Source organism: Geobacillus sp. C56-T3, assembly GCF_000092445.1.
GTDB lineage: Bacteria > Bacillota > Bacilli > Bacillales > Anoxybacillaceae > Geobacillus > Geobacillus thermoleovorans.
The window spans coordinates 1,214,082-1,239,072 of record NC_014206.1; the positions used below are offsets into that span (position 1 = coordinate 1,214,082).

Annotated in this window: 20 protein-coding genes and 4 pseudogenes; 12 read left to right on the plus strand and 12 right to left on the minus strand. The window is 52.0% G+C overall.

Annotated features, from left to right (window positions below; genetic code table 11):
• Positions 1 to 7 precede the first annotated feature (7 nt).
• From GC56T3_RS06155 to GC56T3_RS06165, 3 genes are all read left to right on the plus strand, one after another.
• The gene (locus GC56T3_RS06155; RefSeq protein ID WP_013144809.1) at positions 8 to 1,123 is read left to right on the plus strand and encodes a GTP-binding protein; all 1,116 of its coding nucleotides are present in this window, start codon (positions 8 to 10) and stop codon (positions 1,121 to 1,123) included.
• Positions 1,124 to 1,241: 118 nt separating this feature from the next.
• On the plus strand, positions 1,242 to 2,522 hold the full coding sequence (locus GC56T3_RS06160; protein ID WP_041468294.1) for an IS110 family transposase: 1,281 nt from the start codon (positions 1,242 to 1,244) through the stop codon (positions 2,520 to 2,522).
• A gap of 396 nt (positions 2,523 to 2,918) precedes the next feature.
• Positions 2,919 to 3,326 carry a hypothetical protein gene (locus GC56T3_RS06165; RefSeq protein ID WP_012820642.1) on the plus strand — a complete coding sequence of 136 codons (408 nt, stop codon included), beginning with the start codon at positions 2,919 to 2,921 and terminating at the stop codon, positions 3,324 to 3,326.
• Positions 3,327 to 3,340: 14 nt separating this feature from the next.
• On the opposite strand, the pseudogene GC56T3_RS18455 reads toward GC56T3_RS06165, so the two are convergent.
• From GC56T3_RS18455 to GC56T3_RS06170, 3 genes and pseudogenes are all read right to left on the minus strand, one after another.
• Positions 3,341 to 3,648: pseudogene (locus tag GC56T3_RS18455) on the minus strand (transposase); the annotation flags it as partial.
• A 254-nt stretch (positions 3,649 to 3,902) separates the two neighbouring features.
• Positions 3,903 to 4,086: pseudogene (locus GC56T3_RS20280) on the minus strand (transposase); the annotation flags it as partial.
• Between the two features lie 194 nt (positions 4,087 to 4,280).
• Entirely contained in the window at positions 4,281 to 5,948 is a 1,668-nt protein-coding gene (locus GC56T3_RS06170; RefSeq protein WP_041468296.1) for an IS1634 family transposase, read from the minus strand.
• A 166-nt stretch (positions 5,949 to 6,114) separates the two neighbouring features.
• Between GC56T3_RS06170 and GC56T3_RS06175 the strand changes: the two are divergent.
• The 5 genes and pseudogenes from GC56T3_RS06175 to gndA form a co-directional block, all read left to right on the plus strand.
• Positions 6,115 to 7,464: pseudogene (locus tag GC56T3_RS06175) on the plus strand (IS1634 family transposase); the annotation flags it as partial.
• 308 nt (positions 7,465 to 7,772) lie between these two features.
• Positions 7,773 to 8,897, plus strand: coding sequence for a tripeptidase T (locus GC56T3_RS06180; RefSeq protein ID WP_013144810.1), 1,125 nt, complete (start codon positions 7,773 to 7,775; stop codon positions 8,895 to 8,897).
• Positions 8,898 to 9,005: 108 nt separating this feature from the next.
• The gene (locus GC56T3_RS06185) at positions 9,006 to 9,500 is read left to right on the plus strand and encodes a chemotaxis protein CheW (protein WP_013144811.1); all 495 of its coding nucleotides are present in this window, start codon (positions 9,006 to 9,008) and stop codon (positions 9,498 to 9,500) included.
• 81 nt (positions 9,501 to 9,581) lie between these two features.
• Positions 9,582 to 9,773: a hypothetical protein gene (locus tag GC56T3_RS06190; RefSeq protein WP_013144812.1), complete on the plus strand. Its 192-nt coding sequence runs from the start codon at positions 9,582 to 9,584 to the stop codon at positions 9,771 to 9,773.
• A 131-nt stretch (positions 9,774 to 9,904) separates the two neighbouring features.
• On the plus strand, positions 9,905 to 11,314 hold the full coding sequence (gene gndA, locus GC56T3_RS06195; RefSeq protein WP_013144813.1) for an NADP-dependent phosphogluconate dehydrogenase: 1,410 nt from the start codon (positions 9,905 to 9,907) through the stop codon (positions 11,312 to 11,314).
• A 164-nt stretch (positions 11,315 to 11,478) separates the two neighbouring features.
• On the opposite strand, the pseudogene GC56T3_RS06200 reads toward gndA, so the two are convergent.
• The 4 genes and pseudogenes from GC56T3_RS06200 to GC56T3_RS06215 all read right to left on the minus strand — a co-directional run bounded on the left by GC56T3_RS06200 (position 11,479) and on the right by GC56T3_RS06215 (position 15,941).
• A pseudogene (locus GC56T3_RS06200) lies at positions 11,479 to 13,405 on the minus strand (FtsX-like permease family protein).
• Positions 13,402 to 14,157 (minus strand): ABC transporter ATP-binding protein, encoded by a 756-nt coding sequence (locus tag GC56T3_RS06205; RefSeq protein WP_013144814.1) that lies wholly within the window; start codon positions 14,155 to 14,157, stop codon positions 13,402 to 13,404. Before GC56T3_RS06205 ends, GC56T3_RS06200 begins: the two are co-directional and overlap by 4 nt.
• A gap of 93 nt (positions 14,158 to 14,250) precedes the next feature.
• Entirely contained in the window at positions 14,251 to 15,255 is a 1,005-nt protein-coding gene (locus GC56T3_RS06210; RefSeq protein ID WP_013144815.1) for a sensor histidine kinase, read from the minus strand.
• On the minus strand, positions 15,255 to 15,941 hold the full coding sequence (locus GC56T3_RS06215) for a response regulator transcription factor (protein WP_013144816.1): 687 nt from the start codon (positions 15,939 to 15,941) through the stop codon (positions 15,255 to 15,257). Before GC56T3_RS06215 ends, GC56T3_RS06210 begins: the two co-directional genes overlap by 1 nt.
• 567 nt (positions 15,942 to 16,508) lie before the next feature.
• On the opposite strand from GC56T3_RS06215, the gene GC56T3_RS06220 reads away from it, so the two are divergent.
• The 3 genes from GC56T3_RS06220 (at position 16,509) to GC56T3_RS06230 (ending at position 19,004) form a co-directional block, all read left to right on the plus strand.
• Positions 16,509 to 17,090, plus strand: a complete 582-nt coding sequence (locus tag GC56T3_RS06220; RefSeq protein WP_013524150.1) for a hypothetical protein — start codon at positions 16,509 to 16,511, stop codon at positions 17,088 to 17,090.
• A 183-nt stretch (positions 17,091 to 17,273) separates the two neighbouring features.
• Positions 17,274 to 17,432 carry a zinc ribbon domain-containing protein gene (locus GC56T3_RS06225; RefSeq protein ID WP_083778759.1) on the plus strand — a complete coding sequence of 53 codons (159 nt, stop codon included), beginning with the start codon at positions 17,274 to 17,276 and terminating at the stop codon, positions 17,430 to 17,432.
• Between the two features lie 204 nt (positions 17,433 to 17,636).
• The gene (locus tag GC56T3_RS06230) at positions 17,637 to 19,004 is read left to right on the plus strand and encodes a glycoside hydrolase family 1 protein (RefSeq protein WP_013144817.1); all 1,368 of its coding nucleotides are present in this window, start codon (positions 17,637 to 17,639) and stop codon (positions 19,002 to 19,004) included.
• An 85-nt stretch (positions 19,005 to 19,089) separates the two neighbouring features.
• Here the strand turns inward: GC56T3_RS06230 and GC56T3_RS06235 are convergent, their stop codons facing one another.
• The 3 genes from GC56T3_RS06235 to zwf form a co-directional block, all read right to left on the minus strand.
• Entirely contained in the window at positions 19,090 to 19,401 is a 312-nt protein-coding gene (locus tag GC56T3_RS06235; protein ID WP_013144818.1) for an AbrB/MazE/SpoVT family DNA-binding domain-containing protein, read from the minus strand.
• A gap of 217 nt (positions 19,402 to 19,618) precedes the next feature.
• Positions 19,619 to 20,236 (minus strand): cyclase family protein, encoded by a 618-nt coding sequence (locus tag GC56T3_RS06240; protein ID WP_011231817.1) that lies wholly within the window; start codon positions 20,234 to 20,236, stop codon positions 19,619 to 19,621.
• A gap of 99 nt (positions 20,237 to 20,335) precedes the next feature.
• The gene (zwf, locus tag GC56T3_RS06245; RefSeq protein WP_012820659.1) at positions 20,336 to 21,820 is read right to left on the minus strand and encodes a glucose-6-phosphate dehydrogenase; all 1,485 of its coding nucleotides are present in this window, start codon (positions 21,818 to 21,820) and stop codon (positions 20,336 to 20,338) included.
• Positions 21,821 to 22,058: 238 nt separating this feature from the next.
• On the opposite strand from zwf, the gene rnz reads away from it, so the two are divergent.
• Complete coding sequence (gene rnz, locus GC56T3_RS06250; protein ID WP_012820660.1) at positions 22,059 to 22,982, plus strand: ribonuclease Z; 924 nt, start codon at positions 22,059 to 22,061, stop codon at positions 22,980 to 22,982.
• Here rnz and namA read toward each other — a convergent pair.
• Positions 22,979 to 24,001, minus strand: coding sequence for an NADPH dehydrogenase NamA (namA, locus tag GC56T3_RS06255; RefSeq protein WP_013144819.1), 1,023 nt, complete (start codon positions 23,999 to 24,001; stop codon positions 22,979 to 22,981). The two genes, rnz and namA, sit on opposite strands and share 4 nt — an antisense overlap.
• Before the next feature lie 140 nt (positions 24,002 to 24,141).
• Positions 24,142 to 24,981, minus strand: coding sequence for a pyrroline-5-carboxylate reductase ProI (gene proI / locus GC56T3_RS06260; RefSeq protein WP_013144820.1), 840 nt, complete (start codon positions 24,979 to 24,981; stop codon positions 24,142 to 24,144).
• Between the last annotated feature and the right edge of the window lie 10 nt (positions 24,982 to 24,991).

Sequence of the window (24,991 nt, forward strand, 5' to 3'; positions counted from 1 at the left end):
TGATACTATGGCAGTTAAATTAGTCCTTTTAGGTGGTTTTCTGGGAGCCGGTAAAACTACAACGTTAATTCAAACGGCAAAAAAGTTACAGAAACGTGGAAAAAGGGTAGCAGTTGTTACAAACGATCAAGGAAAGGAATTAATTGATACTGAACTAGTACAAAATAATGGTTTAGATGCAGAAGAAGTTACTGGCGGGTGCTTCTGTTGCCAGTTTGAAGATTTATACAAAAATCTCACTCTATTATTAAAGGAAAAACAACCAGATGTTATTTTGGCGGAAGCAGTAGGTAGTTGTACAGATTTAGCGGCTACTGTCATTCAACCGATAAAAAAGTATTACGCAGATGAATTTAAGACAGCACCCTTAACGATTGTTGTGGACCCTACCCGATTGATGGACAACCTCGATTATAAAACGGATGGCAAAAATAGAATATTTTCTCCTTCTGTTAATTATATTTTCGAAAAACAACTTGCAGAAGCTGATATTATCGCATTAAATAAATTGGACAAGTTCCAGCATGAAGAAATTAATGGATTAATGAAGTTTTTAAAACAACGTTATCCCCAAGCTGAAATTAGAGCAATTTCGGCGGAACGAGGAGACTTCCTCGAAGAATTAATAGATCTTTGGCTTTCAGATACTGTAGGTGGAGACAAGGTACTGGATATTGATTACGATTTGTATGCAGAAGGCGAAGCACAATTAGCCTGGATGAATATATTGGGAGATTTAACTCATTTGGAAAATAACACATTTGATCCAAAGGAGTGGGTAAATTCTTTTCTTGAAACGCTGGATGGACATTTCCTTCGGGAAAAAATGGCGATTGCTCATCTTAAAATCCAATTGAGTCAAAGTAATGGCTATGTAAAAGCAAGTATGACCAAAACGGGCGAAGCTCCGATTTTTACCATTACTGATGGCAGCCCAAATAGACAATTTCGTGTTCTTCTCAACATTCGTATAGAAGCTAACCCATCCATGTTGGATTTAATTGTAGCCGATGCAATTGAATCAACTAACCAACAATACGGAACCAATTGGAGATCGAGCTACCATGAGTGTTTTAGCCCAAAACCTCCTGTCCCAACTCATAGATTAACGCCTCAGTATTAATAATCTTTTAGAAAGCATTCCCGTTAGGAGCTTTTCCGGGGACTTGATCAAAAAAAGCCCTCTTGGTATGATGCAGGGGTGTCAAACACATCACTCACCATACCAAGGAGGACTTCAGATGAATTGTACACAAAACTATAAAATTGATCAAGTCACCGAACAAACGCTTGTCGTGGGAATCGATATCGCGAAACGAACCCACTACGCCTGCTTCGTGGATGACCGAGGACGCGTGCTTCGCAAATCGTTCCCGATCTTCCAGTCGAAAGAGGGCTTTCGCCAGCTGTATGAAGCGATTCAGGAGGCGATGCAAGCGTTCGGAAAGCCGCAGGTGATCGTCGCGGTGGAACCGACCGGGCACTACTGGTTGAACCTGGCCTACTTCCTCGAGGAAAAAGGGATCCCGTTGGTGATGGTCAACCCGGCGCATGTGTGCCGGTCGAAAGAACTCGATGACAACCTGCCGACGAAACATGACGCCAAAGACGCCCTGGTCATCGCCAGACTGGCGAAAGACGGACGATTCCTCGTCCCCCGGCTGCTGCACGAGATCGAAGCCGATTTGCGCGTCGGGAGCACGCTCAAAGAAAAGTTCCGCAAGGAACAGACGGCGGTGAAAAACGCGATCGTCCGCTGGACCGACCGATATTTTCCAGAGTTTTGGACGGTGTTTCGCGACCTGGGGAAAACGGCGCTTTCGGTGCTGGAGTGGACGCCGCTTCCAGCCGATATGGCCGGCCGGGCGGTGGAGGAGCTTCTTGAGGTGTACCGGCAAAGCGAAGGGCTGAAATGCCCGCAGAAGGCCAAAATTCAGGCGTTGATCGACGCCGCGAAGGACTCGATTGGGGTGACGGAAGGGACGACGATGGCCCGGTTTGAGATCGCCGCGCTCGTCCGCCGATACCGCCAATTGGAGGCTGAGATCGCCGCGTTGGACGCCGAGTTGAAGGCATTGGTTCAAACGACGATGGAGTATCAATGGCTGAAAACGGTCGACGGGTTGGGAGACGCCACGATCATCGATCTGCTGGCGGAGATCGGCAGCTTCGCCCATTATCGGGACCCGCGTCAATTGGTGAAGTTGGCGGGCCTGACGCTCAAAGAGAACTCCTCCGGCCAGCGCAAAGGGCAAAAGCACATCTCCAAACGGGGACGGAAACGGCTGCGATCGGTGCTGTTTCGGGCGATGATTCCGCTGATCCGGCACAACGAGGCGTTTCGCGAGCTGCATGACTATTACACGACCCGCCCCGTCAATCCGCTGACCGGAAAGCAGTCCATCGTCGCATTATGCCGGAAGCTGTTGAATGTGCTGTTTGCGATTTGTATGAAGAAACAAGCCTTTGACGCGGAGCGAATGAAACAGGACGTCTTGTCCCAGGTGCAACGGGCGGCCTAAGGCCTCCCCCTGCGAACGGAAGAATCGTTGGACAACAGGATGACACCGGAGAAGCTGGCGTGATTTTATCCATTCGACCTTGAGTCCCCAAAGGAGCTTGGCCGGCCTCCGCCTGATGACGAGACCGAACGAGGGAATGTTGGCGCGAAGACGCCCGGAGACATGGGAGGGTTCGTCCTCATCAGCGACGCGGAGATCCAAAGGGTGCATCGAATACGCTTCTCCCCACGGAAGGAAAATGTACCCAGCCGTGGCCGCGAAGCGCACCCTAGGTCTGTAAGATATCCACAAAACTGAAAAAGGATGTAAGGGATTTTGTCGAAAAATATTTTTTGGACACCCCTGAGAGGCCCCAAAGCCTTGATACATCAACATTTCTAGAGGGAGGAGATTTGCATGAAAAAAAAACTGTTGGTTGAACTATTCCCAAAGTACCTTGTTCAATCTGAAATCACTGAATGCACACCAGAAAGTGTATGCTGTGATACAGTCTCTGACGAATCAGGTGCTGAAATGCAGGAACTAAAGCAACGTTTATTGAAACAATTTAAGGACCAAGTGATTGTTCAAATATATAATTACCAAGTTCATCTAGATTTGGTTTTGGCTCAAAAAAAATTGACCTCTATATTAGAAGAAAGAGGATTTAAAGCAATAGCATCTAATGCCGAAAAAGCTATACAGTATGCTACACCGGCTGTAATTGTAAACGGTAAATTATTGTCCTTGTCTACATTTCCTCGATTGAAAGAAATTTACCAATATATTAACGATGAGATTATGATTACCCGTGGTGCTAGTTGAGCGTCAACACTCAACTAGAGCCCTATTGTGACTAGGGAATACGCCGACAAGATGCCATCGAATACCACTTCAAACCCGGCAATGGAATTCGCTCGAATGTCGGTGACCGATATTGGTCTACGAGAATCAAAAACACCGTCTCGATGACTTTGCGTTTTTTCCTGATCCATTCTTCCCATGCCTTGGATGGGCCGTGCTTTTGATTGTGTCGAGACGGTGTCCAGAACGCGGATCGGTGTTCTTCGTACAGCTTTTCTCGAAGAGCGTGGCTGATGTACCCTTTGTCCCCAAAGTTGTAGGGATGAGGGATTTGAGTCATCACCCCCGACCCGAGTTCGACATTGACTAGGCAAACAAAATGCCTCTCGACCCTTGATACAAAAGGGACGGGAGGCATTTGAGCACACTTTGGGCGTGTATCTCACATTTCGCACCCTGAATAAAAATTCGAAATAAGCCAGGTTTGACCGAATAAAAATTAATTATTTTACAATTTTTGTATAAAAAATTATTTTTATGCGCATATCCGGGTTGTTTTTTGTATATTATGCAAAGGTTGCGAAATATGAGGTGTATCTAGGCGCGAGGATGGATGCGTAGGATCTTCGGAGGAGGCTCCAACCCTAGAGCCACAAAGAGTTGAGCCTGTTTGGCCGTCAGTTCGGTTCGTTGAGAAAGGTCTTCGTTTTTGGAAGAAAAATGTCCAAGCATGAGAACGCTCCCACCCGTCTCTTATTTTCGGATATGATTCATGATTTTGGCCAGACGCTCCAAGACGGTGCGATTCGCCTCATCTTCGCGTCCAAACGAATCCATCACCTTCGCTTTTGCCCATTTGGCCTTCGGATTCCATTCGCTATGACCCGAGTTCGACAGTCACTAGGCAAACAAAATGCCTCTCGCCCCTTGAGGCAAAAGGGACGAGAGACATTTGGGCACACTTTGGGCGTGTATCTAGGCGCGAGGATGGATGCGTAGGATCTTCGGAGGAGGCTCCAGCCCTAGAGCCGCAAAGAATTGAGCCTGTTTGGCCGTCAGTTCGGTTCGTTGATAAAGGTCGCCGTTTTTGGAAGAAAAATGTCCAAGCATAAGACGCTCACATTCATCCCTTACTTTCGGCCACGATTCATGGGTTCGGATCTCCACGATCCGAACTAACAAGAGAGCAAGCCAACTGAGTAGCACATGCGCCCGAATGCGGTCTTCCAAGCGATGATACATAGGTCGCAATTCCAATGTAGACTTCAATGTTCGGAAGGCCTGCTCAATATCCACCAGCTGCTTATACCCGATGGCGACATCTTCGGCAGACAAGGTGTCATCGGATGTCCGGATGAGATATTTGCCGTCGTACTTTTCCGCGTCACGAACCGCTTGCTTGTCGATGCGAAGGGTTCCGTCCTTCAACTGGCGCAAGTATTTTCCGTAGGACGGATGGGAACGCAACCGGCAGGTCGCCTTATGATGGGCTTCGTTTGGGAGTTGGCGAAGCCCTTCTAACTCCTCTTTCAGCGATTCGAGCAGCGTTTCCCGCTCCTTGCGTTGGCGTTCGGCTTCGCTGGGATTGTACACGAGAACATAGCGCTGACGCGCTTCTCCGTCGCCCACGATGATTTCTTTGATGTGCAAATTCTCGTCCACTTCATGATAACGTCCGCGACGGCTTAAGGCCTCTTCGACGGCGGCTTTGCCGGATCGCATTTTTTCGCCGACAATGTAGTGTCCCCCGGCCTGTTGCAAGATTCGCAAATTCTCTTCAGAGGAAAAGCCGCGGTCCATGACGCTGATCACACGTCCAAGCTTCCAGCCAATCAAGTCTTGTTTCACCTGTTTGATGACCGTCATGTCCATGGTATTGCCAGGCCATACCCAAGCGCGAATCGGGATTCCTTCCCGGGTGACAGCCAGCCCAATGACGATTTGAACCAAGTCTGGGCGTTTGTCTTTCGAGAATCCTTGTTTTCGAAGCGATTCTCCTTCCGGTGTTTCAGAGGGATCCACTTCGAAGTACGACGAAGTCGTATCGAAGTAAATCAAGTCGACTTCCAAATTCAATAAATCGGCCACGGCATGGAACACTTGACGTTCCAATTCCGGCTGCACGGCCAGCAGTTCATCCATCGCCCGGTACAACTGGTGGCTGGCGGCTTGAGGAAGGTGAGGGATATACACGTCTTTCTCCACCCACTCCTCCATCGCCAACTTGCTTGACGGATGAAGGGCGCGATTGGCCACCATGGCAAAAATCAGCCGTTCCAGCGAAATCTGGTGATGTCGGGAGGTAAACAAGGAGTGGAGAATCTCTCCCAACCCCAGTTGTCTCCAGAGCTGATCCAAGAGCCAAACGCCGCCGAGGTGTTTGCATGACTGGAATTGAAAGTCATCGGAAGCTTCTCCTGTCAACGTTTCGACTTCCCAAGCCTGCTCAGGAGAAAGGAATCGCGAAATGCTTTTGGCCAGACGTTCCAGGACGGCGCGATCCACCTCGTCTTCGCGCCCGAACGAATAAATCACCTTCGCTTTCGCATATTTGGCCTTTGGATCCCATTCATTGTGAGCAAGCTGGAGATAAGCAACGGTTGTTCCATCCTTGTTTTTGCGTGTGACTCGTCGTATGTACATGCCTATATTATAACGTATAAACTTTATTTTTAAAAGAAAAAATTAATAAATCGTGTGCCTATGAAATTCGGCGTTTTTTCCTAGGATCCGCATTACGAAACCCTTGATATAACAGCATTTTGGTCATTTCCATTTGCCTAAAATGACCTCAAAACTGTCGAACTCGGGTCACAAGGTCATCAGCACTTGCTTGATTCACATTTATCGCAAAGAAGGCCTTTCCCTCCGAGCCTTTCACGCTGATACGACGGACAAGACGGTTTACGGAGCGTATGAATCGGCCTCATTAGAGGCTTTGCAGATCACACATGGCTATAACCGCCATCACCGTTGGCAAAAACAGATCGGCTTCGGGCTGGTCGGCAACGAGGACGGCATCCCGTTTTACGGCGATGTGCATGACGGCAATCTATCGGATAAGGCGTGGAATCCTGAGGTGCTGTCGCGGATCCACGAACAGTTCAAACAAGCCAAGATCGACGACGAATGGATTTACGTGGCCGATTCCGCCGCGATGACGAAAGACACCTTGGCGCAGACAAAAGCCGCCCGTGCCTTTTTGATCACCAGAGGCCCTTCGTCGCTTCGAATCGTGAAACAGGCGCTCGCGGAGGCCGATTCGCCTCACATCCCGTGGAGCGAACCCTTTACCCTAGCGGAGAAAAACGGCGCCACGCATCGGGTATGGGAAACGGCCGCGACCTATGAAGGCCACCCGGTTCGGCTGATCGTCGTCGAATCGAGCGCGCTCGACCAGCGCAAAGGAAAAACGCTCGAAAAAGAGCGGGTCAAAGAAGCGGAGCTTCTTCGCGAGGAACAAGTCCGTTGGGAGCGCCACCCCTTCTCCTGCCGCGAAGACGCCGAACAAGCCTTGACGTCCCTCAAGGCGTCCCTTCGCCCTCGGTTTCATCGAGTGGAGGCCGCGGTCGAAGAGATCGTGCGTCCGAAAAAACGTCGCGGACGGCCGAAAAAAGGGGTGGAACCCGAGACGGAGACGCTGTATCTCTTGCGCCTGAACGTCGAATTCGACCAACCGGCATGGGAACAGGCAAGACGGAAAGCGTCCCGGTTTGTCCTCGTCACGACCGTTCCGAAGGAATGGAAGGGCCAACAAATGGATGCCCAAGAGATCTTGAAGCTGTATAAAGGGCAAATCTCGGTGGAAATGAACTTCGCGTTTTTGAAAGATCCGTTTTTCACGGATGAGATTGATGTCAAAAAGCCAGAACGAGTTGCCGTATTGGGCTATCTATTTCTCTTGGCCTTGGCGATTTACCGCGTTTTTCAGCGCCGGGTGCGTCAGTTCATCACACCGGAACACCCGTTAAAAGGGGCTGGAGGCCGCAAGCTGACCCGGCCAACCGGGCAGGCGATTTTTCAGCTGTTTCAATATGTGAACGTCATCCTGCTGGAGCTGCCGGATGGACGCATCCAACGCGCACTGGATCGCTCCCTCAACCCGGATCAGCGAAGGATTCTGCAGGGATTGGGCATGGATGAGAGCATCTACGTCTAACATGATACGGAACGACTAGCGATGGTAAAAAAAGGATTGCCATCGCTCGTTGTGTTGGTCAAAAAGTTATTCTGAAAAACTAAATAAAAAATCCTTTGTTTTGACCTTGTTAGGGTGCGAAATGTGAGTAAAATGGCCTCAAAACTGTCGAACTCGGGTCGCAGCAGGAGCTCTCTTGCTGAGACGGTGCATCTCAAGCACGTTTTGATACGTTGGCAGCGTTTTGATCGTTCCGGCGTCCGGTTTGGCTCTTGGCGGAACATTTCGGTATACTTAAGGTGGAATACATAAGCAGGAGGAAGAAAGTTATGGTCAATGAACAGCGTCTTGTCGACGAATTTTTGGAGCTCGTGCAAATCGATTCAGAAACGAAGCATGAAGGGGAAATCGCCAACGTGCTCAAACAAAAGTTTGAAGCGCTCGGCCTTGAGGTGATCGAAGACGATGCCGCCGCGAAAACCGGGCACGGCGCCGGCAATTTGATTTGCACGCTCGCGGCGACGAAAGACGGGGTGGATCCGATTTATTTCACGTCGCATATGGATACGGTCGTGCCGGGCAAAGGCGTGAAGCCATCGATTCAAGACGGCTATGTCGTCACCGACGGGACGACGATTTTAGGCGCGGATGATAAAGCGGGCTTGGCGGCGATGTTGGAAGCGATTCGGGTGTTGAAAGAGCAAAACATCCCGCACGGCGTGATCCAGTTTATCATCACCGTCGGAGAAGAGTCGGGGCTTGTCGGGGCGAAGGCGCTCGATCCGTCGCTGATCCAAGCGAAATACGGCTATGCCTTGGACAGCGACGGCAAAGTCGGCAACATCGTCGTCGCCGCCCCGACGCAGGCGAAGCTGAAAGTGGTTGTGCACGGCAAAACCGCTCATGCCGGTGTGGCTCCGGAGCGAGGGGTGTCAGCCATTACGATTGCGGCGAAGGCGATCGCGAAAATGCCGCTCGGCCGCATCGACGAGGAAACAACGGCCAACATCGGCCGCTTTGAAGGCGGCACGCAAACGAACATCGTCTGCGACCGCGTCGATATTTTAGCCGAAGCCCGCTCGCTCGTCCCGGAAAAAATGGAAGCGCAAGTGGCGAAAATGAAAGAGGCGTTTGAAACGGTGGCCGCGGAAATGGGCGGCCGCGCCGATGTCGAGGTCGAAGTGATGTACCCGGGCTTCAAGTTCAGCGACGGCGACCACGTCGTCGAGGTCGCCAAGCGGGCGGCGGCGAAAATCGGCCGGCCGTGCAAGCTCGAGCGAAGCGGCGGCGGCAGCGATGCCAACATCATCGCCGGCTTCGGCATTCCGACGGTCAACCTCGCTGTCGGCTATGAAGAGATCCATACGACGAACGAACGGATGCCGATTGAAGAGTTGGTCAAACTGACGGAAATGGTCATCGCCATTGTCGAAGAAGTCGCCAATGCCGAATGAGCATCCCAAGGCTGGATGCTCTTTTTTCTTGAACCATTCGGTAAACATTCGGCCGGAATCAGCCGATAAAAAAAGCAGAATGCGAATCACGAAAGAGGTGGCGGGGGAATGGACAAATATGTGGTGTTTCGCGTCGAGCAGGAACAGTACGCCGTTTCGATCGCGTATGTCGTCTCGATTGAAAAAATGACGGCGCCGACCGCCGTGCCGCATATGCCGGACTGTATGGCGGGCGTCGCGCGCATCCGCGGCGAGCTCGTGCCGGTGCTCGATATGCGAAAGCTCCTATACGGGCGGACGATCGAAGAAACCGAGCAGACGCGTCTTGTCGTCGCTGCGGTCGACGGGTTGTCGGTCGCGTTTATCGTTGACGAAGCAAAGGAAATTGTGGATATTGAACCGGAAGCCATCAAGCCGCTGCAGCTCGTATCCGCGGAGCGCACACCGTATATCGTCGGAATTGCGACGCTGCCGGAGCGGCTGCTCACGGTGCTGGATCCGCGCGTCTTGTTTACCCATTTGGAGGAAGCGGACGCGATTCGCGAGCAGGTGGCCGCTGCCCAAGCCGCGGCTCAGGTCATCCAAGAGGAAGAGACGGTATAGGTGTTTGCCTATACCGTTTTTTCTTCCGCGCATATCCTAACCATGGAAATGAACTTCAACACATGAGAGGGGGCGCATTCCATGGTTCGACCGTTCGGCCCATATATGGGCGGCTTTTACCCGCCTTACTATGGCGGCTATGGCCACTATCCGTATGGCTACTATCCTTATTGGCACGGAGGCTACGGCGGCTATCACCACTTTCCATACGGGATGCATGATGGCCACTATCCGTTTTCCCCATATGGGTTTCCGCATTATGGCGGGTATTGAGCAAGAGGGGCGTTCTGCCCCTTTTCATATGACAAGAGGTTCCTAAATCGGTTTAGAAAAACTTGCAGGCAAGCGTAAACGTATGGTATGTTGTTTGATGAACAAACCAAAACGGAAAGGGACGTTGGACAATGGCGAAACAGCAAATCGGCGTCATCGGACTGGCGGTCATGGGGAAAAACTTGGCGTTGAACATTGAAAGCAAAGGCTATTCAGTGGCGGTATACAACCGTTCGCGCGAAAAAACGGACGAGTTTTTGCAAGAAGCGAAGGGAAAAAACATTGTCGGTACATACAGCATCGAAGAATTCGTCAACGCCTTGGAAAAACCGCGGAAAATTTTGCTGATGGTCAAAGCCGGAGCGCCGACGGACGCGACGATCGAACAGCTGAAGCCGCATTTGGGAAAAGGCGATATCTTAATTGACGGCGGCAATACGTATTTTAAGGATACGCAGCGCCGCAATAAAGAACTCGCTGAACTCGGCATTCACTTTATCGGCACGGGTGTCTCCGGCGGCGAGGAAGGGGCATTGAAAGGTCCCGCGATCATGCCGGGCGGGCAAAAAGAAGCGCATGAGCTCGTGCGCCCGATTTTTGAAGCCATCGCCGCCAAAGTCGATGGCGAGCCGTGCACGACGTACATCGGTCCGGACGGCGCGGGGCATTATGTCAAAATGGTGCATAACGGCATCGAATACGGCGACATGCAGCTGATCGCTGAAGCGTACTTCCTGCTCAAACATGTGCTCGGCATGGATGCCGCTGAATTGCACGAAGTGTTTGCCGACTGGAACAAAGGCGAACTGAACAGCTACTTAATCGAGATCACCGCTGACATTTTCACGAAAATCGATGAAGAAACAGGCAAGCCGCTTGTCGATGTCATTTTGGACAAAGCCGGGCAAAAAGGGACGGGCAAATGGACGAGCCAAAACGCCCTCGATCTAGGCGTCCCTCTGCCGATCATCACCGAATCGGTGTTCGCCCGCTTCCTCTCGGCGATGAAAGACGAGCGCGTGAAAGCAAGCAAAGTGCTGGCAGGTCCAGCGGTGAAGCCATTTGAAGGCGACCGCGCCCACTTCATCGAAGCCGTGCGCCGCGCGCTTTATATGAGCAAAATTTGCTCGTACGCCCAAGGATTTGCGCAAATGAAGGCGGCGTCTGAGGAATACAACTGGAACTTGCGCTATGGCGACATCGCCATGATCTTCCGCGGCGGCTGCATTATCCGCGCGCAATTTTTGCAAAAAATCAAAGAGGCGTACGACCGCGATCCGGCGCTTCCGAACTTGCTCTTGGATCCGTATTTCAAAGACATTGTCGAACGCTACCAAGACGCGCTCCGTGAAATCGTCGCCACCGCGGCGATGCGCGGCATTCCGGTGCCAGGGTTCGCAAGCGCCCTCGCCTATTACGACAGCTACCGCACCGCGGTGCTCCCAGCCAACTTAATCCAAGCGCAGCGCGACTACTTCGGCGCCCACACGTACGAACGCGTCGACAAAGAAGGCATTTTCCATACGGAATGGTTGAAATAAGAAAAAAGCCCTTAGAGTCATTCGCTACTCTAAGGGCTTTTCGTGTTCGATAAAGCTAAAATTCGTTCCGTCAACTGGAACTGCATCTTCAGAATGGGATGACCACTGATCGAGTGGGCGAACGTTGGAACGGTTTTGGTTCTTCCCTCACTCGCTGCATCGTTTTAAAGCGCCTCGCGAATTAGCTTTTTGTAATAACGAACGGACAACACGCCAAACAGCGAATAGCAGACCGTGTAAATCGCCATCACCGTCAACATCGGCGTCCACAGTTCGGTGCCGAAAAAGAACCAGCCGGAACGGACAGCAAAATAGCTGTGAGACAATCCCAGCAGCAACGGAATGCCAAAGTAGAACAGCTGTTTCCGCCGAATGCCCCCGAGCAAGTCTTTTTCGGTGAATCCCAGTTTGCGCAAAATGGTGTAATTCGGCCGCTCTTCTTCGCCGGCGCCCATTTGCTTGAAGTAAAGGATGCAGCCGGAGGTGACCAAAAAGGCGAGCCCTAAAAAGGTGACGACAAACATGATCAATCCGAACGTCTGCTTTTGGTGGCGGCTCATCATCAGGCGCGAGTCGGCGATGGAGGAAAACTCCATGCGTTGAAACAACTGATCAGCCCGTTCAATATTTGTTTCGTCAGTCAGATGAATTCCGATATGCACCTTTTTCTTTTGTGGATCGGTTTCTTTTTGCAAACGATCAAACATCGTTTGGTCGACGATGACAGTCGGCATGCCGTACGTGAAATGATAGTTGACGTAATAGTCTTTTTTCATCCCAAGGTAATGAAGCGGGACCATGCGGCCGTTTTCTTCTAAGCGAATCGTTCCCGTTTCTTTAAACGGCAAGAATTGACGGAGCAAGTCCTGGTATCCCGTCAGCAATGCTTCATTAGGCTTGACATCGACGTGGCCCGTACTTATGTCGCTGATCACCGATAACGGCGCGGCGGACGGCTGAAACTGAAGCCGGTTTTGGTCGGCGATGTCCAAAATCATCGAAATATCAGTCGGTGCTTCGATGACATCGATAATCGTTTCCCGATAGCGAATATCATGAGATCGCAACGCCGCCGTAAAACGGGCGGCATCTTTTTTGTCCGTAAACGCGAAATCGGCGGCGACGTTGTTTTTGGCTGATTGCTCGGCTGAATAATAGGAAATATAGCTTAGTGAGATCAACCCGATCGCGATGGCCGACACGGTCGTGATGATCGTAAGCAGCAACGCGTTCGATTTCATGCGAAACATGAGCGACGATACCGATAGTACGTCGTTGATCGACAAATAGCCACCTTTTTGTTTCCGCCATAGGTGGAACAGAAAGCTGATTGTTCCTTTGAAAAACAAATAAGTGCCGATGATGACCGCTCCTAAAATGAACGCCATGGCCATGAATAATCCTTGCACGCTTTTCCAGTCGCTGCTAAACAATTTCGTCGATATACCATAGCCGCTGCCGATGAGGATGATCCCCACCATCCCCACGACCATGTTCCATACGGATACGTGTTTTGCTTCGGTTGTGGATGTAGTGCGGAACAAGGATAAAATCGTCTGTTTTTTGAGAAACAAGTGGTTCATCCCCCATCATGAGGACATCAATCACGCTGAACACAATCAACGTTTGCACCAATGCTCGGCCAGAAAAGGAAAGAGATGCCGCTAGCGGAATATCGATGATTTTAAACAAAATCATCATCAACAGCTTGGAAGCGGCAAATCCCACCAATATGCCGATGATCAGTGTGCCGTAATAAAGAATGACGTTTTCGGCCGCCAGCATAAAAAAGATGTTTCGTTTCGTCATGCCGATCAACTGCAAAAGAGCGATCTCATGGCTCCGACGCTTGATAAACAGGGCGTTGGCGTACAAAAGAAAGACGGCGACAATCACGATAAGAAGCACCGCGCCTGTGCGGACGGCCGCCGCGCCTTTCACTCCCCCTTTGATGGCATCAAGCGATGGATCGTACTGCAATGTCACGAACGCGAAATACAAGGCGGAAGCAAACATCAAGGCAAACACGTACAAATAATAATGTTGGATGTTTTGTTTCAAGTTGCGGAACAGGAGTTGCTTCATGCTCATGGCCGAACACCGCCCAGCACGCCTTGCGTTTGCATAATGGCTTGGAAAAATTGCTGACGCGTTTCCGTTCCTTTATACAGTTGCGTATACAATTGTCCGTCTTTGATAAAAACGACACGGCCTGAGAAACTGGCGGCGACCGGATCGTGGGTGACCATGATGATTGTCGTCTTCCGTTTTTTATTAAGTTGTTGCAGCTTGTGCAATAAATCGGAAGCCGATTTTGAATCGAGTGCGCCCGTCGGCTCATCGGCAAAAATGATGCTCGGTTCATGGATGAACGCCCGCGCCGCGGCAGCGCGCTGTTTTTGCCCACCAGAAATTTCGCTCGGATAGTGGTTTTGGATGTCAATAATGCCAAGTTCAGCCGCCAATTCTGCAAATTTCTTTTCCGCTTCTCGCTTGGGCGTTTTCGTAATCGATAAAGGCAAAAGGACGTTCTCCTTCACCGTCAGCGTGTCAAGCAAATGATACTCTTGAAAGATGAATCCGACATGGCGTTTGCGAAATTCTGCCAGCTCTCGGTCTTTCATGGCGACGACGTTGTTTCCTTCGATGAAAATAGCGCCCTCGCTCACCCGGTCGATTGAGGAAAGAACGTTGAGGAGCGTCGTTTTCCCTGATCCGGAAGGCCCCATGATCGTGAGAAATTCCCCCTTCTCCACACGCAGATCGATGCCTTTGAGCACTTCTTGTAGGTTCTTTTTCGTTCCGTACGTTTTGTGGATGTTGGTTGCTTCCAATATGACCATCTCGTTTTCCCTCCTTCGTTTCTATCATAAGCAATGGGGTTGGTTTTTTCCTGCGTTTGGCCGAACAAAACGAAACCGCGTGTGACAAAATCGTCACATGCGGTGCGTGCGGATGATGTCATTTTCTTGCGGAAATATGATCGTAAATGTCGTTCCGCGCCCGGGCGTGGATTCGACATGAAAGTCAAGAAGAAGCGGTTTGGCGGCTTTTTTCGCCAAATACAGCCCCATCCCCGTCGCCGCTTCATTTTGGTGTTCGGTGGTGGAGGTGAATCCTTTCTCGAAAATGCGCGGCAAGTCCTTTGGATCAATGCCCAAGCCGAAATCTTGAATTTGCAAGCGGACATGGCCGTTTTTCATAAAGCTTTTCACGACAATGTCAGATGACTCGCTGTATTTCACCGCATTCGTGATGATTTGCCGGATGATAAAAGAAAGCCATTTGGCATCGCTCAGGACGGAGCGGACGTCCAATTGAATGTCAAAGCCGATGCCTTTTTGCATACACCACGATTGCAGCGGTTTAATCTCATTGATGAGAAGCGGCTCAAGCTCGACTTGTTCGATATATAAGTCGTTTTCCATGTGTGGAAGCCGTCGTTGATGAAGCTGCTGATCAAGAAGCAGATGAATGCGCAGCCATTCGTACAAGAGTTGCGCTTTCGTGTTTTCGTCCCCGACCCGTTCGATGATGAGCCGCATGGCCGTCAGCGGCGTTCTCATTTCGTGAATCCATGACAACAGTTCATCTTTCTCTTGTTCCAACGTGGCGAGGTGTTCTTTCAGTTCCTGTTTCCATTGGTCCGTTTGGCTGGCGAGGACGCGTTCGACGATCTTCTCCAGTGGGCTTGCCGCCCGCAGGGCAGAGACGGGATCGAGGCCGCGCTCCCACTCTTGCAAACGTTGATAAAATGCCGTTTCTTTTTTCCAACGGATGATGACAAAGACAACAAAGATGATAGTCGTTAAAAAGACGATGTAAAGGATGGAGGAGAGCGGAATCGTCGGATCCAGATAAGCGACAAACAGGATGAACAGCTCCAGAAAGAGAAAGAGGGCCATCCAGCTTTTTCGTTCCCACAAATAGTCTTTGATCATCAGTGGCTCCCTTCTTCCGTAGCCATATAGCCTTGCCCAACTTTCGTTTCAATGAAGCGGCCCAAACCGAGTTCGTCCAGTTTTTTCCGCAAGCGGTTGACGTTGACGGTCAGCGTGTTGTCGCTGACAAACCGTTCGTCTTCCCATAGCCGTTTGATCAGCTCCGTCCGAGCAACGATCTGGTTTTTCTTGGCCAATAAATGTTTCAAAATCAACAGCTCGTTTTTCGTCAGCTCCACTGTTCCGTGTTCATTTGAGACTGTGCTTTTTTCATAGTCGACCGTTGCCCCGCACCATGTTTGCAGCTGAACGGGTCCGGCATTGTAGTTGTACACGCGGCGGAGCAGCGCTTGGATTTTGGCGATCAGCACATCGAAATGAAACGGCTTTTGGATGTAATCATCAGCCCCAAGCTGCATCGACATGACCATATCAGTCGGGTGGTCGCGCGATGATAAAAACAAAATCGGGACGTTCGAATGAGCACGAATCTGGCGGCACCAGTGGAACCCGTCAAATTTCGGCAGCTGGATGTCGATGATCACCAAGTGCGGCTTGCAAGCAGAAAACTCTTCCATCACACGACCGAAATCGCGGATGCCGCAAACGTCGTACGACCATTGTTCCAAACGAGCTTTGATTTCTTGAAACAACGTCACATCATCTTCAATGAGCAAAATGTTCAACTTTGCCTCACCCCACTTGTTTCTATTGGGAGTTCCGTTTTCATTATATTTGTTTGACCGTTCGGGGGAAAGGAGGTTCAAAATGGAAAGCATGAAAATGTATTAGACAGCAAAGCGATGGCCGCTGTTCGTGATCGGCGGCGGTTGGTGTATGCAGCCGAATGGGGTGCGTATGGCAAAAAGAGCTTGAAGTGATGATCGACGGTGGGCTATCATGGATATTGAGGATGGATAAGGAAGGGTCAAATGTCGGTGCTCGATTGTTTGAGCTATGCTATGCGCAAGGAATGTATAAGGAATTAGAAATCATCGTTTGACGGGGGATTGGAATGGGAACAACATTTAGGAAAGGTTTTTTATTTTGTCTCTTCTTGTTTATCTGTCTTTTCCATGTGTTTCCTTCCGCTAAAGCGGAAGCGGCCGGACCGCGTACGCAACAGCTTCCTGGGCGCGTGCTCGATTGGGTCATGGATGATCAAAATGGGTATATTTATGCGCTCACGGAAAAGGGGATGTTATTATTTATTGAAGCGAGCACATTGTCGATCAAAATACGACGCCAAAACAATGCGGTTTCTTGGAACGGTGCCGCTGATCGCTGCTCCGCGTTCATTGGCGATCGGGGACGGGAAAATTTTCTTCACGGACAATAGCCGCACGTTGACGGGATCGATTGCCGTTTATGATATGAAGACGAAAAAACAATGGCGAATCCCAAAGGTATTCATCAATCCGTTGATTGGGTATGACGAAAAACAAAATGTATTGTATGTCGGACAGGAAGGAACATCGGATCATGATCTGTATGCGGTGCGGCTTTCCGATTGGCATGTTTCGCAACTATTGTCCTTCCCTGGAGGGGATGATGCCTTTTTTATGAACGGCGGGGAGATTTTTTACGGAAAGGCGCGCATCAATCCAGCCCAGCCTGGCGCATTGGTGGCCGCTGAATTTCCGGAGCCGCTGCGGGCGGCGAGCCGTCAATATATCATCACCAGCCGTGCCATTTATAACCGGGCAACAGGAACGAAAATCGCCGATTTGTCATCTGAAGCGTTGCTCGCAACGGCTGGAGATGATGGAATGATCTTCACGTATCGAAAAGTGGCTACGAACCATTATTTGATTAAGCAAAAACTGTCTCAATAAAATTGCCATTGCTGGGAGCGTTGGTGCTCTCCAAAGCGCATGAAACAGTTTTCACAACGTCTAGACGGGCTCGTACCTCCGCCCGTCTAGTTTTATCATCCTAAACCGAGAAGCCCCCCACTTCCACGCGTGAGCGTAAGTGGGGGATGAATCGTTATTCGCCATCGATCTCCCTCTTGACAATTGTGCTCGTGTTGCGGGCATCGGCAGGTTGAGGTGAAATCGCTCGACATCCGTCAGTGGATGTGCCCAAACGGCGGAGCCGAACATGACCGGGACCATAACGCCGCCCGAACTATTTTGCAGGAAGGGCTTCGTTTGCTGTTTTGGCAAGACCACTAAACCGTGGGACGCACGGGGATGGCTTGGTTGACAATCCTGCCTTAGGGCGGGTGTTCAAGAATCTCCCACCTCTAAGCGTGAGCGTAGGTGGGAGAGCGTTCAAAAAGAAGCAAATATGTCATAATGAGGATGATGCCCAAGGGTGAATTTTCCAAGGCGTTCAATCACTTAAACACGTCTGTTCACAGATAGGAGGGTCTTTCCATGTCACAACAGCGTAAATCGATCATCCCCGACAACTTTTTATGGGGCGGGGCGGTGACGTCGTTTCAGACGGAAGGGGCGTGGAACGAAGGCGGCAAAGGGCTGTCGATCGTTGATGCGCGCCCGATTCCAAAAGGGCATTCCGACTGGAAAGTGGCGGTCGATTTTTACCATCGCTACAAAGAAGACATCGCTTTGTTCAAGGAGCTCGGCTTTACCGCCTACCGGACGAGCATCGCTTGGACGCGCATTTTTCCGGACGGGGAAGGGGAGCCGAATGAAGCGGGCTTGGCGTTTTATGACGCCGTGTTTGATGAATTGAGAGCGAACGGCATCGAGCCGGTCATTACGCTGTACCATTTTGATTTGCCGCTGGCGTTGGCGAAAACGTACAACGGCTTTGCCTCGCGGAAAGTCGTCGACTTGTTTGAGCGGTACGCGCGCACCATATTTGAGCGTTACCGCGGGAAAGTGAACTATTGGCTGACGTTCAACGAACAAAATTTAGTGCTCGAACAACCGCATTTATGGGGGGCGATCTGCCCGGAAGACGAAGACCCGGAAGCGTTTGCCTACCGCGTCTGTCATAATGTGTTCATCGCCCACGCGAAAGCCGTGAAGGCGCTGCGCGAAATCGCTCCCGAGGCGAAGATCGGCGGGATGGTGACGTATTTGACGACGTATCCGGCGACATGCCGGCCGGAAGACGCTTTGGCGAACGTGCAGGCGAAAGAGCTGTTCATTGATTTCTTCTTTGATGTGTTCGCCCGCGGCGCCTATCCTCGTTATGTGACCAACCGGCTTGAGAAAAAAGGAATCTGCCTGCCGCTCGAAGCGGGGGATGAGGAGTTGCTCCGTTCGCAGACGGTCGACTTTTTGTCGTTCAGCTACTATCAAAGCCAAATCGTCCGCCATCAGGAACAGGATGAGCGGATCATCAAAGGGCTTGAACCGAATCCCTATTTGCCAAAGACGAAATGGGGCTGGGCGATCGATCCGATCGGTTTGCGGATTGCCTTAAAAGACGTGTACGCCCGTTACGAAATGCCGATTTTCATCACCGAAAACGGCATCGGGCTTGAGGAGGAGCTGAATGAGGACGGCACGGTCGAAGATGATGAGCGGATCGACTATTTGCGCCGCCATATCGAACAAATGAAGATGGCCATGGAAGAAGGGGTCGAGGTGATCGGCTATTTGATGTGGGGGGCGACGGATCTATTAAGCTCGCAAGGGGAGATGCGCAAGCGCTACGGCGTCATTTTCGTCAACCGCGACGACGAGAACTTGCGCGATTTGAAGCGCTATAAGAAAAAAAGTTTTTATTGGTTCCAGCGCGTCATTCGCACGAACGGGGAAGAGCTGTAAAAAGAGGCGGGGAAGCCCCGCCTTTTCACCAGTTCTTTGGACGATCGTGGCGAATGTTCAATCGTTTCAAATATTTGCGAGCCACTTAGTTTTCCTCTCCGTCTTTCAATTCTTTTGCTCCCATCGTACGATATACTTCATCTCGGATTTCCTCAACGGGGCGGAACGGCTGATTGGTTTTGAGAATGCCGATTAATTGTGACAAGCGATATTTCTTCGTGACTTCCACTTTGATTTCCCCATCTTCATTTACAATAAACGTAAGATCGTCGCCTTCAGCAAGGCCTAATGTTTTCCTGATTTCAGCAGGAATGACCACTTGCCCTCGGCTAGACAGTTTGCTTGTCGCTTTCATGACGATAGGCGATGGTTGAGCAGAAACATTCCCCTTCTCCATCGATGCGTTCACTCCTTTCGAGAACGCTTTTTATACTTATGTTTGTGTTGAATCAATCATTAAAAATCGTATGATTTTTTGTCCAGCAAGAATCATGTGTGGTCAGCAACGATATGAGAACGGACGTTGAACGCCCTCTTGCCCCGTTCACACATAGACATGGGGTCTTCTTGAATGAGAATGAAAAAAATCGGTCCCATCAAGGGACCGGCTGTTTTTACGGCTCGCGGTCAAACAGCAAGACGCGCGCCGGAGCGGCGTCGGTGCCGACGAGTTTGAGCGGGGCGGCGACCATGAAATAGCGTCCTTCGGGGACGTCTTTCAGCCGCAGCCCTTCGATGATGATGACGCCGGCCGAAAACAGCGTTTTATGAGTCGGGTGGCCTTCTTGCGCCCGTTCGATGCCGAGCGCATCGATGCCGACGCCGCGGATTTGTTTGTCGGCCAAATAACGAGCCGCGTCTTCGGCGACGAAAATAAACTCGAAATGGAACGCGTCTTCGAACGAATTTTTCGTTTTGAACAACACAAAGTCGCCTTCTTGAATGTCAAGATGCGCGATGTCGTCTTTCGTGATCCGGTCGTTGACATGCGTCAAATCGAACAGCTTGCACGGGCCGACGAGGTCGTTCAATGGAATCGTTTCAAACGTCGCCCCGCCTTCGACCATATGGAGGGGGGCGTCAATGTGCGTGCCGGTGTGCACGTCCATGTCAATGCGCGATTCGGTCACATAGCCGTTGGTGATCGTTGTGCGTTTCGGTTGTTTTTCTGGTTTGTTTTTATACACGGGCATGCCCTCGTAAATCGGGGCGGTGACGTCATACACCTTCATCGTTCATTCGCTCCTTTGCATGAGGGATAAAGGGGCAAGCGCCCCATGTTGGTTCGTCAAAGAGGACGCGATAGGCGCAACAGGCGGGTCATCGCGTCTTTACGAACGCGGATGCTCGATCGGCCACCAGTGGAAGCCGTCTTTTTTGAGCAGCTCGTCCGCGGCCGCCGGGCCCATGGAGCCAGCCGCGTAGTTCGGAAAGTCGGAAGCTTTTGTGTTCGCCCACACCTCAGAAATCGGGTCGACAAATTGCCATGACGCTGCTACCTCATCCCAATGGGTGAAGTTTGTCGCATCGCCGCGCATGCAGTCGTACAGCAGCTTTTCGTATGCTTCCGGCGTGTTGATCCCGTCGATGCAGTTGTTGCAATAGTCGAGTTGAAATGGAGCTGTTATGGTCGTCGATTCCCCGGTTTTTTTGCCGTTTAAATGAAGGGTGATCCCTTCGTCCGGCTGGATGTGGATGACGAGCAAGTTCGGGGCGATCGTCTCATTCGTCCGGTAATACAAGTTCATCGGTACATCTTTAAATTGGACGACGATTTTCGTCGATTTTTCCGCCATCCGTTTGCCGGTGCGAATGTAAAACGGCACGCCAGCCCAACGGAAGTTGTCGATCAGGAGTTTTCCAGCGACGAACGTTTCCGTGTTCGAGTCCGGATCGACGTTCGGCTCCTCGCGATACGCCGGCACGTTTTTGCCGTGGATCACCCCGCGCCCGTATTGGCCGCGCACGAAATAGCGGTCGACTTCATCGTGCGCAATCGGGCGCAAGGCGCGCAACACTTTCACTTTTTCATGGCGGATGTCATCGGTCGTTAATTTGATCGGCGGTTCCATCGCCAACAGAGCGACCATTTGCAGCATATGGTTTTGCACCATGTCGCGCAGCGCCCCGGAATGGTCGTAGTAGCGGCCGCGGTCTTCGACGCCGAGCGTTTCGCTCGATGTGATTTGAATGTTGGCGATGAACCGGTTGTTCCAAAGCGGCTCGAAAATGGCGTTTGAAAAGCGGATGACCTCGATGTTTTGCACCATTTCTTTGCCAAGATAATGGTCGATCCGGTAGATTTCCCGCTCGGAAAAGACGCGGCGAATCTCGTCATTCAGCTTCTCGGCGCTCGCCAAGTCATGCCCGAACGGCTTTTCGATGACGAGCCGCTTAAAGCCGCGCGTTTCCGTCAATCCTTCCGACTGCAAGCGGGAAGTAACGGTGCCGAAAAATTCCGGCGCCATTGCCAAATAAAAGATGCGGTTGCCTTCGGTCTCGTATGTGCCGTCGAGCTGTTCGAGGAGCGACTTTAAGCGCTGGTACGACTCGGCTTCCGTCACGTCGAACGGATGGTAATAGAAATGGGAGGTGAATCGGCCGTCGGCGAGCTTTTGGTGAAACGCCGTTTCGACCGAGTCGCGCACATAATTCCGGAACTCTTCGGCCGACAACGGGCGGCGCGCGACGCCGACGACAGCGAACTGCTCATGCAAATGCCCTTTTTCATACAAGCGGTAAAGGGACGGAAACAGTTTCCGTTTCGCCAAATCTCCCGTCGCTCCGAAAATGACGATGATCGATTTCGGGTTCATGTTGTCCACCGTATGTACCTCGCTTTAGCCAAATTTGTCTCTTCAATGAAACCATTGTAGAGGTTTGCCGGTCGGAACGCAAACACTTTGTTGCATTCCGGCGGCAAAGCGTTTTATGTTCATGAAAGAGCCGGGCGCCAACCCGGCGTTTTTGAGCGCAAAAGAAAGTTGAAAAGCCGTTTTGACATTGGTACGCTAACAACAGGCAATGTTGAGCGAGAAAAAGGAGTGAAGCGCGTTGGAACTGTTGTTTTTAGGCACGGGTGCCGGCGTGCCGGCCAAAGAGCGCAACGTATCGTCCGTCGCCCTGCAGCTGCTTGACGAGCGGGGGGCGACATGGCTGTTTGACTGCGGCGAAGCGACGCAGCATCAAATTTTGCATACCGCCATTCGCCCGCGCCGCATCGAGCATATTTTTATTACGCACTTGCATGGCGATCATCTGTTCGGTCTACCTGGGCTGCTTGGCAGTCGCTCGTTCCAAAGCGGCGAGACGCCGCTTACGGTCTTCGGTCCAAAAGGCATTCGCGCGTTTGTCGAAACGGCCCTTGCCGTCAGCGGGACAAAGCTCCGGTATGAACTGAACATTGTGGAGATCGATGAGGGCGTCATTTTTGACGATGAACGGTTTTCCGTCATCGCCAAACGGCTCGATCACGGCATGCCGTCATACGGTTTCCGCGTCGTTGAAAAAGATTTGCCCGGCCCGCTCTTGGTCGAGCGATTGCAAGCACTCGGCGTCCGCCCCGGCCCGATTTATCAAGAAATTAAGCAAGGAAAAACGGTCGTGCTGGATGACGGCACGGTCATCGACGGGCGCGAATTTGTCGGGCCGCCGCAAAAGGGGAGAATCGTCGCCGTGTTGGGCGACACCCGTTTTTGCGAAGCGGCGATTGAACTCGCCCGCGATGCCGATGTCGTCGTCCACGAGGCGACGTTTGCCGCGGCGGAACAGCGGCTGGCCCGTGACTATTTCCATTCCACGACCACAGACGCAGCCGAGGTGGCGAGGCGGGCCGGGGCGAAGCGGCTTATTTTGACCCATATCAGCTCTCGCTACCAAGGTGCGGCGGCGCTGCAGCTCGTCGCCGAGGCGCGCAGCGTGTTTCCGAACACCGAGCTCGCCGTTGATTTCGCCTCGTTTTCGATCCCGCGCGGTTAAAACCGCCAGCCGCGCTCATATTGGACGGGCGCCGAGATTTTTGCGCCCAGCTCTCTCGCCGCGGCGTATGGCCAATACGGGTTGCGCAGCAGCTCGCGCCCCAAAAAGACGAGATCGGCGCGGCCGTTTTGCAAAATTTCTTCCGCTTGCCAGCCGGACGTAATGAGGCCGACAGCGCCGGTCGGGATGTCCGCTTCACGGCGGATCAGTTCGGCAAATGGCACTTGGTAGCCGGGATAGACGTTCATGCGCGCCGGAACAATAGCGCCGGAGCTGACATCGACGAGGTCGACTCCTTGTTCTTTCATCCGCTTGGCGTATGGGACATAGTCTTTGGTCGTCAGCCCGTCCGGATGGTAGTCCGACGCCGAGATGCGGACAAAAAGCGGTCCGTCCCACACCTCGCGGACAGCGTCGATCACGTCGCCCAAGAAACGGTAACGGTTTTCCGGAGAGCCGCCGTACTCGTCTTGGCGCCGGTTGGAGAGCGGCGATAAAAATTCGTTAATGAGGTAGCCGTGGGCGGCATGGATTTCAATAACGTCAAAGCCGGCTTCCTTCGCGCGCCGTGCGCCGTTTTGGAACGCTTGCACCGTTTCTTCAATGTCGGCTTTCGTCATTTCTTTTGGTGTCGGCGACGAATCATCAAACGGGACGGCTGACGGAGCGATGATCTCTCCCGGCACTTGCGATTTTCTCCCCGCATGGGCAAGCTGGATGCCGATGGCCGCTCCATGCTCTTTCACAAGCCCAACGAGTTCGCGAAGCCCGGCGATATGGTCATCGCTCCAAATGCCTAAGTCGCGTTCAGAAATGCGGCCTTGCGGCGTCACGCCGGTCGCTTCAACGATAATCAAGCCGACTTGGCCGACAGCGCGAGCCGGGTAGTGGATTTTATGCCACGTGCGTACGGCGCCGTCTTTCGTGTCGCACGAATACATGCACATCGGCGACATGACAATTCGGTTTTTCAGCGTCAGCCCGCGGATTGTATACGGCGAAAACAGCATCGTGTTCATGACAAGCAGCTCCTTTCTAGGCCAATGAATGGTTCATGACTGAATGATAGCACGCTGCTTATCAAAAGCAAAATAAAACGGATTGTCGCCGTGTTCGGGCTAGGCGGGAAAAGGAGCGGCGCGCTCCGGAGGTCCGCTCTTTACGCTTCGGCGATGGCAGCGAGAAGAGCGCTGCCGAGCTCTTCGGAGCGGGCCGTCGCCCGGCGGATGCAGGCGATGACCGCTTCTTGGAACCGGTATTGCTCAAGCACGCCAATGCCGGCTTCGGTCGTGCCGCCTGGGCTCGTGACTTCACGGCGCAGGACGGATGGGTGCTTGTCGGACGCTTTTAGCATCTCGGCTGCGCCGATGATCGTTTGCAAAATGAGCCGTTTGGCGACATCTCGCTCAAGGCCGATGTCGGCCGCCGCTTTTTCCATCGCTTCGACCAAGTAATACACATACGCCGGACCGCTTCCGGACAGGCCGGTGACCGCATGCAAGTCCTTCTCCGGCACAACAGCGACGATGCCGACCGTTTCAAACAGCTGTTTGGCGACCTCAAGATGTTCTTTCGCGGCGAAGCGGCCGCCGGCGATCGCGGTCGCCGATAAGCCGACGGCGGCGGATGTGTTTGGCATGGCGCGCACGACAGGGATGTTGCGTCCGGCGAGCCGTTCGATCGTCTCGGTCGTGATGCCGGCGAGCAGTGAAAGAATGAGCTGATGGGCGCGGAGGGTCGGTGCGATGGCGTTCATCGCTTCGACGACATCTTTCGGCTTCATCGCCAAAATGACGATATCCGCTTGTTTGACGGCTTCTTGCGCGCAACCCGCCGTGCAAACACCGTATTGGCGCGCCAGCTCCTCGAGCCGAGCGCGGTTTTGTCGGTTGGCGACGACAATGTGCGCCGGATGGCAAAACGCTTTCGTCATGCCGGCGATGAGCGCTTCCGCCATCGAGCCGGCGCCGATGAGCGCGATCGTTCGTTCGTTGTTCATCATTCCACTC